Source organism: Pandoraea iniqua (genome assembly GCF_902459685.1).
Taxonomy (GTDB): domain Bacteria; phylum Pseudomonadota; class Gammaproteobacteria; order Burkholderiales; family Burkholderiaceae; genus Pandoraea; species Pandoraea iniqua.
In genome coordinates, this window is the sequence record NZ_CABPSF010000008.1 from 92,884 (window position 1) to 106,160 (window position 13,277).

General features: G+C 63.0%; 11 protein-coding genes. 9 read left to right on the forward strand and 2 right to left on the reverse strand.

Annotated elements, in window-relative coordinates; all coding sequences use genetic code 11:
• The first annotated feature begins 123 nt into the window (after window positions 1–123).
• Both tkt and gap read left to right on the forward strand, forming a co-directional pair.
• Entirely contained in the window at window positions 124–2,136 is a 2,013-nt protein-coding gene (gene tkt / locus PIN31009_RS22880) for a transketolase (protein ID WP_150791667.1), read from the forward strand.
• Between the two features lie 28 nt (window positions 2,137–2,164).
• Entirely contained in the window at window positions 2,165–3,175 is a 1,011-nt protein-coding gene (gap, locus tag PIN31009_RS22885) for a type I glyceraldehyde-3-phosphate dehydrogenase (RefSeq protein ID WP_058376133.1), read from the forward strand.
• A 119-nt stretch (window positions 3,176–3,294) separates the two neighbouring features.
• Here the strand turns inward: gap and PIN31009_RS22890 are convergent, their stop codons facing one another.
• Both PIN31009_RS22890 and fur read right to left on the reverse strand, forming a co-directional pair.
• A complete protein-coding gene (locus PIN31009_RS22890; RefSeq protein WP_150791668.1) occupies window positions 3,295–4,281 on the reverse strand; it encodes a GumC domain-containing protein in 987 nt (328 codons plus the stop codon).
• A gap of 39 nt (window positions 4,282–4,320) precedes the next feature.
• Window positions 4,321–4,752, reverse strand: a complete 432-nt coding sequence (gene fur / locus PIN31009_RS22895) for a ferric iron uptake transcriptional regulator (RefSeq protein ID WP_023594193.1) — start codon at window positions 4,750–4,752, stop codon at window positions 4,321–4,323.
• 164 nt (window positions 4,753–4,916) lie between these two features.
• On the opposite strand from fur, the gene PIN31009_RS22900 reads away from it, so the two are divergent.
• The 7 genes from PIN31009_RS22900 to PIN31009_RS22930 all read left to right on the forward strand — a co-directional run bounded on the left by PIN31009_RS22900 (window position 4,917) and on the right by PIN31009_RS22930 (window position 13,065).
• Window positions 4,917–5,615, forward strand: coding sequence for an outer membrane protein assembly factor BamE (locus PIN31009_RS22900; RefSeq protein ID WP_150686196.1), 699 nt, complete (start codon window positions 4,917–4,919; stop codon window positions 5,613–5,615).
• A gap of 30 nt (window positions 5,616–5,645) precedes the next feature.
• Window positions 5,646–6,443 carry a 4-hydroxy-tetrahydrodipicolinate reductase gene (dapB, locus tag PIN31009_RS22905; RefSeq protein ID WP_087686528.1) on the forward strand — a complete coding sequence of 266 codons (798 nt, stop codon included), beginning with the start codon at window positions 5,646–5,648 and terminating at the stop codon, window positions 6,441–6,443.
• A 285-nt stretch (window positions 6,444–6,728) separates the two neighbouring features.
• Window positions 6,729–9,320, forward strand: coding sequence for a leucine--tRNA ligase (leuS, locus tag PIN31009_RS22910; RefSeq protein WP_150791669.1), 2,592 nt, complete (start codon window positions 6,729–6,731; stop codon window positions 9,318–9,320).
• 82 nt (window positions 9,321–9,402) lie between these two features.
• Entirely contained in the window at window positions 9,403–9,918 is a 516-nt protein-coding gene (locus PIN31009_RS22915; protein ID WP_174996243.1) for an LPS-assembly lipoprotein LptE, read from the forward strand.
• A 37-nt stretch (window positions 9,919–9,955) separates the two neighbouring features.
• Complete coding sequence (gene holA / locus PIN31009_RS22920; protein ID WP_150791670.1) at window positions 9,956–11,035, forward strand: DNA polymerase III subunit delta; 1,080 nt, start codon at window positions 9,956–9,958, stop codon at window positions 11,033–11,035.
• Window positions 11,036–11,117: 82 nt separating this feature from the next.
• A complete protein-coding gene (locus PIN31009_RS22925; RefSeq protein ID WP_150686200.1) occupies window positions 11,118–12,386 on the forward strand; it encodes a glutamate-5-semialdehyde dehydrogenase in 1,269 nt (422 codons plus the stop codon).
• A 52-nt stretch (window positions 12,387–12,438) separates the two neighbouring features.
• Entirely contained in the window at window positions 12,439–13,065 is a 627-nt protein-coding gene (locus PIN31009_RS22930; protein WP_174997349.1) for a HutD/Ves family protein, read from the forward strand.
• Window positions 13,066–13,277 lie beyond the last annotated feature (212 nt).

The following is a 13,277-nucleotide window of genomic DNA, read 5'->3' on the forward strand; positions in this document are numbered from 1 at the left end:
GAAGTTCACCGCAAGCGACCCGGGGTGGTGCCGTATCTGATAAAATCGCGATCTTTATCCTGCACTTGATTTCGCGCGGCAGCTCGCGGCAACGGGGCACGCCCGCTATTCCGGCTGGTCACCATGACGAACTCCTCTACTGCTACGGCTGCGCTGATGGCATCCGCCATTCGCGTCCTCTCCATGGACGCGGTCCAACAGGCCAACTCCGGTCACCCTGGTGCGCCTATGGGCATGGCCGATATCGCGGTCGCGCTCTGGGGCCGTCACCTCAAGCACAACCCCGTCAATCCGCACTGGTTCGATCGCGACCGCTTCGTGCTGTCGAACGGCCATGGCTCGATGCTCATCTACTCGTTGCTGCATCTGACGGGCTACGATCTGCCGATCGAAGAACTCAAGCATTTCCGCCAACTGCACAGCAAGACGCCGGGCCACCCCGAAGTGGGTATCACGCCGGGCGTCGAGACGACGACGGGCCCGCTGGGTCAGGGCATCACGAATGCCGTCGGCTTTGCGTTGGCCGAAGCGCTGCTCGCCAAGGAATTCAACCGTCCGGGCGCCGAGATCGTCGATCACCACACGTATGCGTTCCTCGGCGACGGTTGCCTGATGGAAGGCATCTCGCATGAAGCCTGTTCGCTGGCCGGTACGCTGCGCCTGAACAAGCTGATCGCACTGTACGACGACAACGGCATCTCGATCGACGGCGATGTCGAATACTGGTTTGCCGACGATACGCCCAAGCGTTTCGAAGCCTATGGCTGGAACGTGATCCGCGATGTCGACGGGCACAACGCCGACGCGGTCGATGCCGCCATTGCGCAGGCCAAGACGTCGGATCGCCCGACGCTGATCTGCTGCAAGACGTTGATCGGCAAGGGCGCACCGAACAAGCAGGGTGGTCACGACGTGCACGGCGCACCGCTGGGCGCGGATGAAATCGCCGCCACGCGCGCCGCACTGGGCTGGACCCTGCCGCCGTTCGAAGTGCCGGCCGAAGTCTACGCCGCATGGGACGCCAAGGCCGCCGGTCAACAAGCCGAAGCCGCCTGGAACGAACGTTTTGCCGCGTATCGCGGCCAGTTCCCGGCCGAAGCCGCTGAATTCGAGCGCCGCATGAAGGGTGAACTGCCGGGCGACTTCAAGTCGGCCGCTGCCGCCCTGATCGCCAAGACCAACGAGAAGGCCGAGACCGTGGCGACGCGTAAGGCGTCGCAACTGGCGATCGAAGGTCTGGCTGCCGTGCTGCCGGAATTCCTCGGCGGCTCGGCCGACCTGACCGGCTCGAACCTGACCAACTGGAAAGCCAGCAAGCCGGTGCGTGCCAACGCCGATGGCGTGCAGTACGGCAACCACATCAACTACGGCGTGCGCGAATTCGGCATGAGCGCCATCATGAACGGCCTTGCGCTGCATGGTGGTCACATTCCGTTCGGCGGCACGTTCCTGACGTTCTCGGACTACAGCCGCAACGCGCTGCGCATGGCCGCGCTCATGAAGCTGCGTTCGATCTTCGTGTTCACGCACGATTCGATCGGTCTGGGCGAAGACGGCCCGACGCACCAGTCGATCGAGCATGTCTCCAGCCTGCGTCTGATTCCGCAAATGGACGTGTGGCGTCCGTGCGATACGACCGAAACGGCGAGCGCCTGGGTGGCGGCCGTGGAGCGTCACGACGGCCCCTCGAGCCTGGTGCTCAGCCGTCAGAACCTGCCGTTCGTCTCGCGCGACGATGCGCAGATCGCCAATATTCGTCGCGGCGGCTATGTGCTGCGTGACGTGGCGACGCCGCAGATCGTGCTGATCGCGACCGGTTCGGAAATGGATCTGGCCCTCAAGGGCGCCGAAGTTCTGGCGGCCGAGGGTATTGCTGCGCGCGTCGTCTCGATGCCGTCGACCAATGTGTTCGACCGTCAGGACAAGGCGTATCGCGACAGCGTGCTGCCGCGCGGCGTGCCGCGTGTGGCCATCGAAGCCGGTGTGACGGCGTTCTGGCACAAGTACGTCGGCCTGGAAGGCGGCGTGGTCGGTATCGACACCTTTGGCGAGTCGGCTCCGGCCGGCGTGCTGTTCAAACACTTCGGCTTCACCGTCGACCACGTGGTCGCGACGGTCAAGTCCGTGCTTGGCTGATTTCGTTAGACCTTACGGAGAAACCCCCATGACCATTCGCGTCGCTATTAACGGCTATGGCCGTATCGGCCGCAACGTACTGCGTGCCCATTACGAAGGTGGCAAGAAGCACGACATCGAAATCGTCGCCATCAACGATCTGGGCAATGCGCAGACCAATGCTCACCTGACGCAATACGATACCGCGCACGGCAAGTTCCCGGGCACGGTGACGGTCGACGGCGATTACATGATCGTCAACGGCGACAAGATTCGCGTGCTGGCTAACCGCAACCCGGCCGAACTGCCGTGGGGCGAGCTGAACGTGGACGTCGTGCTCGAGTGCACGGGCTTCTTCACCACGAAGGAAAAGGCCGGCGCCCACCTGAAGGGCGGCGCGAAGAAGGTCATCATCTCGGCCCCGGGCGGCAAGGATGTGGACGCTACGGTCGTGTTCGGCGTGAACGAAGGCGTGCTGAAGTCGACCGACACGGTCATCTCGAACGCTTCGTGCACGACCAACTGCCTCGCACCGCTGGTGCAGCCGCTGCACGCCAAGATCGGTCTGGAAAACGGCCTGATGACGACGGTGCACGCTTACACCAACGATCAGGTGCTGACGGACGTCTATCACGAAGACCTGCGTCGTGCCCGTTCGGCCACGATGAGCATGATCCCGACCAAGACGGGCGCTGCTTCGGCCGTTGGTCTGGTGATGCCGGAACTGAACGGCAAGCTCGACGGCTACGCCATTCGCGTCCCGACGATCAACGTGTCGATCGTTGACCTGTCGTTCATCGCCAAGCGCGACACGACGGTCGATGAAGTCAACGCGATCCTGAAGGAAGCCGCTGAAGGCCCGCTCAAGGCTATCGCTACGTACAACACGGCACCGCTGGTGTCGGTCGACTTCAACCACAACCCGGCATCGTCGAACTTCGACGGTACGCTGACCAAGGTCTCGGGTCGTCTGGTGAAGGTCACGTCGTGGTACGACAACGAGTGGGGCTTCTCGAACCGCATGCTCGACACGACCGTCGCGCTGATGTCGGCCAAGTAAACTGCTGCTTCGGTAGTTGCATGAAAAAAGCCGCTGTCGAAAGACAGCGGCTTTTTCTTTGGGGTCTCACGACAACGCATGTCGGCATGCGCGTCGTGTGCGACGGCGCTTCCGTGTGATTATACTTCGCGACCCGCGGGCGACTTTTTGCGGCACAGCCCGATCAGCACACCGAGGATACCGCCGAGCACCAGCCCGCCACCACCGAAGTAGAGCTTGCGGGGATAGACGGCGTGATCGTCAACTTGTACGGCACTGACGATGCGGGTGTTGTAGGACTGATCCGGGGCGAGCAGTTGCGATACGCGATACCGGCTGTCGTTCAGGACCGCGCGCTCCGAGCGGCTGCTCTGAAGGGCGCTGAGCGCCATGACGGAATCCGTATTTTTGGACTGCGCCAATGCGGCACCGAGTTGCTCCTGCGCCTTCGTATTCGCATCGATTGCCGCGTCGATGACGCTCAATTGCTGCTTGGGCAGATCGCGTACGCGTTCCAGAATGGCCGCGTGTTCCGTGAGAATTTGTTGTGCTGCCGTGGAGAGGGCTTGCCCGGCCTGTTGCTCGGACGTGCCACGTGCGACGATTTCAACGTACGTCGTGCCTTGGACGGCGCGCGCCTTGATCGTTTTCCAGACGACAGAATTGTGTAGGGCTTCCAGGTTGCCCTTGAGTTCGGGCAGTACCTTTTCCGTGAGGTCATCGCGGAAAGTGTTCAGGCCGACACGTCCGACGGTTTGCTGTACCGACTCGATAAGTGGCCCATCCGGCCCGCTTACCGGGGACCCGGCCGCACGACCCACTTGCAGGGTCAGCTTGCCTTCCCATTGTTTCTGCACGAGATACGTGCAGCCGACACCGATGGCGCCACCCACAATGGCAAGGCCGGCGATCCACTTGGCATTGGTTCGTACAAAGTCCAATACGTCCGCGAGTGTGAGATCGGACAGCCCTTCGGATGTCGTTTTGTTGAGTGTTTTATCGTTATTCATCGGGTGGAATCGAACGTCTAGACGTGACCGAAAGGTCGTATGCCTTGCGCGAGAGGTAATCACCGTTTGATGCGGTGACCCCTCTTTATGTTCCAAATAACCGACTTGGGGGAACATCTCCCGGACCAGGCCTCCGGGATGGGTAAGGATGTGGAATTAATTCTTCTGCCGGTGCGGGCACGGATCCTTCGTGCAGCTCCCGTACATGGCAAGGGAATGTTCCTGAAGTGCGAAACCGCGTTCTTTTGCGATTAACTTCTGGCGGCGTTCGATTTCTGCATCGAAAAATTCTTCGACGCGACCACAGTCCAGGCACACCAGGTGATCATGGTGATGGCCTTCGTTGAGTTCGAATACGGCCTTGCCGGACTCGAAGTTACTGCGCGACAATAGGCCGGCTTGTTCGAATTGCGTCAACACGCGGTAGACCGTGGCCAGACCGATGTCGAGGTTTTCGCCGAGCAGGTGACGATAAACGTCTTCGGCGGTCAAATGGCGCACCTCGCTGTTCTGGAAGATTTCCAGAATTTTGAGGCGCGGAAGCGTGGCTTTCAGTCCGATATTTTTCAGATCGGCGGGATTCGGCATCGCTCTACGTCCCTAGAGTACAATACAGCCCCAATAATAATGCCTTTTTGCCTTGCCCGGCGCAAACCGGCGCAAACGGGACGGTTTCAGCCGTCAACGGGGGCGATGTGGCGGCGCGCCCGGCGTGCCGGATCAAGTTCGATTTTTTTGAAAGCGAGTCAGATTTGCGTCGTTATCTCTCCCTTTATGCTGCCGCAGCACTGCTGGCACTGGCTGGCTGCTCTACGTACGACAGCGTGACCGACAAGGTGATCGGCGTCGTGACGCCGTATCGAATCAACATCGTTCAAGGCAACTTCGTCTCGAAGGAAGCCTACGAACAGCTCAAGGCCGGCATGACGCGCGATCAAGTGCGCCAGGTGCTCGGCACGCCGCTGCTCACCGATATCTTCCACGCCAACCGCTGGGATTACGTCTTCTACTTCAAGCGCGGCAACACTTCGGTGGTGCAAGAGCGCCATTTGAGGGTGTATTTCGAGAACGATGCGCTGGCGCGCTGGGACGGCGGCGAGAACCTGCCGACCGAATACCAGCTGGTGCAGGAAATCGACGGTCAGAAGGGCAAGACGGTGAAGACCGATGCGCCGGCACCGTCGACCGCGAGCGCGGCCGCAGCGGAAGCTGCATCGCCGTCGCCTGACGCTGCCGCCACCGCACCGACGGCCGCCGCCACGCCGGCAGTCAACGATGTGGCGACCGTGTCGACCGACGCGGCGGCCAGCCAGACCACGCCGACCAACGCCGGCCTTGCGTCGAGCGCCACCACCAGCACGAGCAGCAATGCCGGTACCGCCGGCGGTACGGGTTTGGTGCCGTCGCCGCGCGTGACCTCCGGTGGTGGCCTGTTCTCGGCACCCAAGTAAGCCGTCAGAAATACAACCAGACTCACCATGATGAAGATTGCGATTGCGGGCGCGTCCGGCCGTATGGGCCGGATGCTGATTGAAACCGTATTGGCCGCCGATGACGCCGAGCTGGTGGGCGCGCTCGACCGTGAGGGCAGCCCGGCCCTCGGCCACGATGCCGGCGCTTTCCTCGGCCGCGAAACCGGCGTGCACATCACCGCCGATCTCGACACCGCACTGGCTAACGCCGAATTCCTGATCGATTTCACCCGTCCGGAAGGCACGCTGCTGCATCTGGCTGCCGCCGCGAAGCATGGCGTGAAGATGATCATCGGCACGACCGGCTTCTCGGACGAAGACAAGGCACGTCTGGCCGAAGGCGCCAAGCGCGTGGCCGTCGTTTTCGCACCGAACATGAGCGTGGGCGTCAACGCCACGTTCAAGTTGCTCGAAGTGGCCGCCAAGATCCTGAACACCGGCTACGACATCGAGATCATCGAAGCGCACCATCGTCACAAGGTCGATGCCCCGTCGGGCACGGCGTTGCGCATGGGCGAAGTCGTGGCCGACGCGCTCGGGCGCGATCTGAAAGAATGTGCCGTCTACGGCCGCGAAGGTGTGACCGGCGAGCGCGATCCGTCGACCATCGGTTTTGCGACCGTGCGCGGCGGCGATATCGTGGGCGACCATACGGTGTTGTTTGCCGGCATCGGCGAGCGCATCGAGATCACGCACAAGTCGTCGAGCCGCCTGTCGTATGCTCAGGGTTCGCTGCGCGCTGCCCGCTTCCTCGTCGAACGCCAGACCGGTCTGTTCGACATGCAGGACGTGCTAGGCCTACGCTAAGCCCCTGCCCGGCCGGGGCGTTTGACGTGCGAAGTGCGCACGTCGATAACCCGGCCCTTTCGCTTCCCGGTCAATTGCCGGCCCGCATTGCCAGCACCGCCGTTGCACCGTGTTGGCAGCCCTTCGATCTGAAGGTTGCGACGCCCGCCGCCATCGCGCTGAATCCGCACCCGGCGGCGTTATAATCATCGTTTTCCCCGGATCTGCCCCAAATACCCGTGTGCCGCGCCGATGGCCGCACACCGGCAGGGCAAAGCCGAGCCGAATCCTATCCGCCGACCCATCATGCAAGAAAAATACGTTCCCGCCGACGTCGAAGCCTCCGCCCAGTCGCATTGGCAGGCAATCGATGCCTACAAGACCACCGAGCGCGCGGACAAGCAGAAATTCTATTGCGTCTCGATGCTGCCGTATCCGTCGGGCAAGCTGCATATGGGACACGTGCGCAACTACACCATCAATGACGTGATGTACCGTCAGATGCGCATGCGCGGGTACAACGTGCTCATGCCGATGGGATGGGATGCGTTCGGTATGCCGGCGGAAAACGCGGCGATGGCCAACAATGTGCCGCCCGCGAAGTGGACGTACGACAACATCGCTTACATGAAGAAGCAGATGCAGGCGATGGGGCTGGCGATCGACTGGTCGCGCGAAGTCGCCACCTGCTCGCCCGAGTACTACCGCTGGAATCAGTGGCTGTTCCTCAAGATGCTCGAAAAGGGCGTGGTCTATCTGAAGACCGGGACGGTGAACTGGGACCCGGTCGATCAGACCGTGCTCGCCAACGAGCAGGTGATCGACGGCCGCGGCTGGCGTTCGGGCGCGCTGATCGAGAAGCGTGAGATCCCGATGTATTACATGCGCATCACCGATTATGCCGACGAGTTGCTCGGCGATCTGGACGCCCTCGGCTGGCCCGAGCGCGTCAAAGTGATGCAGCAGAACTGGATCGGCAAGAGCTTCGGCGTGAACTTCGGGTTCCCGTACGAGCTCGACGGCGAGCGCAAGCTGCTGCGCGTGTTCACCACGCGTGCCGACACGATCATGGGCGTGACCTTCTGCGCGATTGCCGCCGAGCACCCGCTCGCCACGCGTCTGGCCGCCGAGCGCCCCGACTTGCAGGCATTCATTGCCGAATGCAAGCAGGGCGGTGTGGCCGAAGCCGACATCGCCACGATGGAAAAGAAGGGCATGCCGACGGGTTTCTTCGTCACGCATCCGCTCACCGGCGACAAGGTCGAAGTGTGGATCGGCAACTACGTGCTGATGGGTTACGGCGAAGGTGCCGTGATGGGCGTGCCGGCGCATGACGAACGCGACTTCGCGTTCGCGCGCAAGTACGGTCTGCCGATCAAGCAGGTCGTAGCGGTCGCCGGCGAGACGTATTCGACCGACGCATGGCAGGCCTGGTACGGCGACAAGGAAGGCACGCTGATCAACAGCGGCAAGTACGACGGTCTGGGCTTTGCTGCCGCCATCGACGCGATTGCCGCCGATCTGAAGGCGCAGGAAGTCGGCGACAAGCAGATCACGTTCCGTCTGCGCGACTGGGGCATTTCGCGCCAGCGTTACTGGGGCACGCCGATCCCGATCATCCACTGCGACACGTGCGGTGCGGTGCCGGTGCCGGAGAAAGATCTGCCCGTGGTGTTGCCGGAAGACCTCGTGCCGGACGGCTCGGGTAACCCGCTCGCCAAGTCCGAAGCCTTCCTGAAGTGCGACTGCCCGAAGTGCGGCAAGCCGGCGCGTCGCGAGACGGACACGATGGACACGTTCGTGGACTCGTCGTGGTACTTCATGCGCTACGCCTGCCCGGACGCCGAGACCATGGTCGACGCGCGCACCGATTACTGGATGCCGATGGATCAGTACATCGGCGGTATCGAGCACGCGATTCTGCACTTGTTGTATTCGCGCTTCTGGACCAAGGTCATGCGCGATCTGGGGCTGGTGAGTTTCAAGGAACCGGCGCAGAACCTGCTCACGCAGGGCATGGTGCTCAACGAGACGTACTACCGCGAAGACGACGCCGGCAAGAAGACGTGGTTCAACCCGCTCGACGTGCAGGTGCAGCTCGACGACAAGGGTCGTCCGGTGGGCGCGACCTCGAAGGCCGACGGCGGCGACGTGGTGCTGGGCGGCATCGAGAAGATGTCGAAGTCGAAGAACAACGGTGTCGATCCGCAATCGCTTATCGATCAGTACGGTGCCGACACGGCGCGTCTGTTCGTGATGTTCGCGGCGCACCCGGAACAACAGCTGGAATGGTCGGGCGCTGGTGTGGAAGGCGCGAGCCGCTTCCTGCGCCGCCTGTGGGGCTTTGGTCAATCGCAAGCCGCGTTGCTGCGTCAGACGGGTGTCGCCATCGAGACCGCCAACCCGGCCGCGCAGGCGCTGCGTCGTGAGGTTCACGGCGTGCTCAAGCAAGCCAATTACGATTACCAGCGTGTGCAGTACAACACGGTCGTGTCGGCGGCGATGAAGATGCTCAACGCCATCGAGAACGACAAGGGCGCGGCCGGTGCCGGCGCGGTGCGCGAGTGCTACGGCATCTTGCTGCGCGTGCTTTACCCGGTGGTGCCGCACGTCACGCACGGCCTGTGGGATGCGCTGGGTTACGCGGCCGAGTCGGGCGATCTGCTCGACGCCTCGTGGCCGGTGGTGGACGAAGCTGCGCTGGTGCAGGACGAAATCGAACTCGTGTTGCAGGTGGCGGGCAAAGTGCGCGGCGCGATTCTCGTGGCCAAGGACGCTTCGCGTGAGGCCATCGAGCAGGCGGCACTGGCGCATGAGATGACGGTCAAGTTCGGCGAAGGCAAGCCGGTCAAGAAGGTCATCATCGTGCCGGGTCGTCTCGTGAACGTGGTGGTCTGAGCCGGCAGCGACTGCCGATCCATGATTTGGTGACAAGAGGGCACATCACGTGCAAATGACATCCGGGCAACGCAGCGCGGGCATGACGCGCAGGATCTTCGGCTGGATCGCCCTGCTGGGCTGTGCGCTGACGCTCACCGCGTGTGGTTTCCAACTGCGCGGGGCGAGCGAGTACGCATTCAAGCGCCTGTATATCTCCGGCGGCGGGCAGATGGGTATCGATATCCGGCGATACATCCGTTACGGCAGTAAGGGGACGGTCGTCGTCGATGCGCCGTCGGATGCCGATGCGCGGCTGGAAATTCTGGGGCAGACCGCCACGAGAACCGCCGTCAGTCTGGACTCGACGGGGCAGGCGCGTGAGTACGAGATGCGTAGTACGTTCACGTTCCAGTTGGTGACCCCGGACGGTACGCCGATCATTCCGCTGAGCACGATCCGTCTGACGCGTAACCTGCCGTACAGCGATAGCGAGGCGACGGCCCGCGATACCGAAGCGGCGCTGCTCAATCGCGACATGCAGAAGGATGCCGTCGATCAGATCATTCGCCGCATGGAAGCGGTGAAGACCATGCCGGCGCCGAACCCGGACCACTAGACCAACGACACCCACGACACCCACGACACTCACGGCCATGCAACTGCGCCCCGACGCGCTTGACGCGAATCTTGCCAAGACCCTCTCGCCGATCTACGTGATCTACGGCGACGAGAGCCTGCTCGTGCAGGAAGCGGTCGATCGCGTGCGCGCGGCGGCCCGCGCCGGTGGTTTTACCGAGCGCGATGTGCTGTCGGTCGAGCGCAGTTTCGACTGGGGCGCGCTGGCGAATTCGGGGCAGTCGATGTCGTTGTTCGGCGACCGCAAGCTGATCGAGTTGCGTATTCCCGGCGGCAAACCCGGCAAGGACGGCGGTGCTGCGCTCAAGGCGCATGCCGAGGCGGCCAGCGGCGACGTGCTGACCATCATCACGTTGCCGCGTCTCGATGCGGCGGCGTCCAAGTCCGACTGGTTCACCGCACTCGATCGTGCGGGCGTGACGGTCAAGATCGATACGGTCGACCGGGCGCGGTTGCCCGACTGGATCTCGCAGCGTCTTGCCGCACAGGGGCAGCGCGTGGCTGCGGGCGAAGCGGGACGCCGGGTGTTGCAGTTCATCGCCGATCGCGTCGAAGGCAATTTGCTCGCGGCGCATCAGGAAATTCAGAAACTCGGCTTGCTGTACCCGTCGGGGACGCTCGAATTCGAGCAGGTGCAGGATGCGGTACTTAACGTCGCGCGTTACGACGTTTTCAAGTTGAGCGAAGCGGTGCTCGCGGGCGATACGCCGCGACTCGTGCGAATGCTCGACGGCTTGCGCGGCGAGGGCGAAGCGGCCCCGCTCGTGTTGTGGGCGCTTACCGAAGAAGTGCGCACACTGGCGAAGATCACACGCGGCATGGCCGCTGGCAAACCGCTCGCGATGCTGTTGCGCGAATACCGTGTGTGGGGCCCGCGCGAGCGTTTGATGGAACAGGCGGCGAACCGCGTCACGCCGGCGATGCTTGCCCAAGCGTTGCAACTGGCGGCGCGTCTCGACCGGCAGGTCAAGGGGCTGCGTGCCGACGGTCTGCCCGGCGACCCGTGGGACGGCATGCTGCAACTTGGCCTGTTGCTCGTCGGCGACCGACCGCCGGCGGCGCGCTCCGCCCGCCCGGCACGTCCGGCGCACGCGTAGACCGCGCCCCAAAAATATCAAATGACGACGGCGGACCCTCCGCCGGATCGACCCAATCGACCCAATCGAGCAGAGTCACGAGATGGATATCAAAGCCTACATGCAGTCGCTGGGCCAGCGTGCCCGCGAGGCATCCCGCGCCATGGCGCGTGCCGATACGGCCGCTAAGAACCGCGCATTGCTGGCCATTGCCGACGCCATCGAGCGTGATGGCGCGAAGTTGCAGGAAGTGAACCGGCGCGATCTCGAACGCGCCAAAGCCAACGGGCAGGACGCCGCCTTCATCGACCGTCTGACGCTGTCCGACAAGGCACTGCGCACCATGATCGAAGGCTTGCGCCAGATCGCCGGTCTGTCCGATCCGATCGGCGAAATCAGCAACGTTCGCGTGCAGCCGAGCGGCATTCAGGTGGGCCAGATGCGCGTGCCGCTGGGTGTGATCGGCATCATTTACGAATCGCGTCCGAACGTGACCATCGATGCGGCGGCGCTGTGCCTGAAGTCGGGCAACGCGACGATCCTGCGCGGCGGTTCCGAGGCGATCGAAAGCAATACCGCGTTGGCGACCCTCATTGCCGAAGCGCTTGCCGCGACCGGCTTGCCGGGCGATGCGGTGCAGGTCGTCAGCACACCCGATCGCGCCGCCGTGGGCGAGCTGATCACCATGACGGAATATGTCGACGTGATCGTGCCGCGCGGTGGCAAGAGCCTGATTGCCCGCCTGATGCAGGATGCGCGCGTGCCGATGATCAAGCATCTCGACGGCATCTGTCACGTGTATGTCGATCAACGCGCCGACGCCGCCAAAGCGCTGGCGATTTGCGAGAACGCCAAGACGCATCGCTACGGCACGTGCAACACCATGGAAACGCTGCTCGTCGACCAGAACGCGCTGGCGCAGTTGCCCGCGATTGCCCGCATGTTCCAAGGCAAACAGGTCGAGTTGCGCGGCTGCGAGCGCACCGTGGCGGCGCTGACCGATGCGGGCGTGACCGGTGTCGTGGCGGCGACCGAGGAAGACTGGTCCACCGAGTATCTCGCGCCGATCCTCGCGATCAAGATCGTCGATGGTCTCGCCCCGGCGATCGAACACATTAACCGTTACGGCTCGCATCACACCGATGCCATCGTGACCGAGGACTACAGCGCGGCGATGCAATTCCTGCGCGAAGTCGATTCGGCGAGCGTGATGATCAACGCGAGCACGCGTTTTGCCGACGGCTTCGAGTTCGGGCTGGGCGCCGAGATCGGCATTTCGAACGACAAGTTGCATGCCCGCGGCCCGGTGGGGCTGGAAGGGCTGACGAGTCTCAAGTACGTCGTGTTCGGTCACGGCGAAGTGCGTCAATAAGTGACGCTCGATGAGTGACACCTCAACGCGCGCGAATGTCAGGGAAGTGGGCATGAAAGTACAAGTTCTCGGCCCGGCCGATTTCCAGAAGATGCCGTGGAAGAACGGCTTGGGCGTGACGACCGAACTGGCCGTTGCGCGCCGCCCCGGCGAAGACGGCTTCGACTGGCGCATCAGCACGGCGACGGTTGCCACGGCCGGACCATTCTCTGTTTTCGCAGGCATCGACCGCTCGTTGGCCATCGTGCGCGGCGGATCGCTCACGCTGAACGTGGAAGGCCGTGACGACGTTACGCTCACGACGCAAACCTCGCCGTATGCGTTTGGTGGCGAACTTGCCGTGAGCAGCACGCCAGCGCTCGAGAACGCGGGGGTGCCCATCGACGACTTCAACGTCATGACGCGCCGTAGCGAGTGGCAACACACGCTGGTGCAACATCGCCTGACGGGCGACGTTGTGACGTGGGGACTGCCGGCGCAGGCCGACAGCGTCGCGTTTCTCTACTGTGCAGAGGGAGAGGGCGGCGTCAGCGTGGCACTCGCCAATGGCGAGGCCGTGCACGTGCCGGCTGGCCACGCGCTGCGCTTGGACCAGATCGACGCACCCGCGTGCCAACTACGCGCCGTAGGGCCGTCGAGCGAAGTGTTCCTCACCTGCGTGACGCGGCTGCACGGCTGATGCAGTCGATGCGGCATTAAGTCCGCATCTCACTCGCATCCCTTCGGCGGGGACGCTCGTCCCCGCCCTCCGCAGCATCCTTCCCCTGTCCTTCCCAGAATCTCCCCCGTACTTCCCCTAGGCCGATCCGGATACTTTTCCGGCGAGCGAAACGGCATACTTCGATTAATCCATATATAAATCGAAGTTCCACCCATGAAACAAACCATCCC

Coding starts and splice junctions, on each gene's coding strand:
- fur (WP_023594193.1), bottom strand. CDS start 4,752: ATGCCGAATCCCGCCGATCTGAAAAATATCGGACTGAAAGCCACGCTT.
- holA (WP_150791670.1), top strand. CDS start 9,956: ATGCAACTGCGCCCCGACGCGCTTGACGCGAATCTTGCCAAGACCCTC.
- dapB (WP_087686528.1), top strand. CDS start 5,646: ATGAAGATTGCGATTGCGGGCGCGTCCGGCCGTATGGGCCGGATGCTG.
- leuS (WP_150791669.1), top strand. CDS start 6,729: ATGCAAGAAAAATACGTTCCCGCCGACGTCGAAGCCTCCGCCCAGTCG.
- PIN31009_RS22930 (WP_174997349.1), top strand. CDS start 12,439: ATGAAAGTACAAGTTCTCGGCCCGGCCGATTTCCAGAAGATGCCGTGG.
- PIN31009_RS22915 (WP_174996243.1), top strand. CDS start 9,403: ATGACGCGCAGGATCTTCGGCTGGATCGCCCTGCTGGGCTGTGCGCTG.
- PIN31009_RS22925 (WP_150686200.1), top strand. CDS start 11,118: ATGGATATCAAAGCCTACATGCAGTCGCTGGGCCAGCGTGCCCGCGAG.
- gap (WP_058376133.1), top strand. CDS start 2,165: ATGACCATTCGCGTCGCTATTAACGGCTATGGCCGTATCGGCCGCAAC.
- tkt (WP_150791667.1), top strand. CDS start 124: ATGACGAACTCCTCTACTGCTACGGCTGCGCTGATGGCATCCGCCATT.
- PIN31009_RS22890 (WP_150791668.1), bottom strand. CDS start 4,281: ATGTTCCCCCAAGTCGGTTATTTGGAACATAAAGAGGGGTCACCGCAT.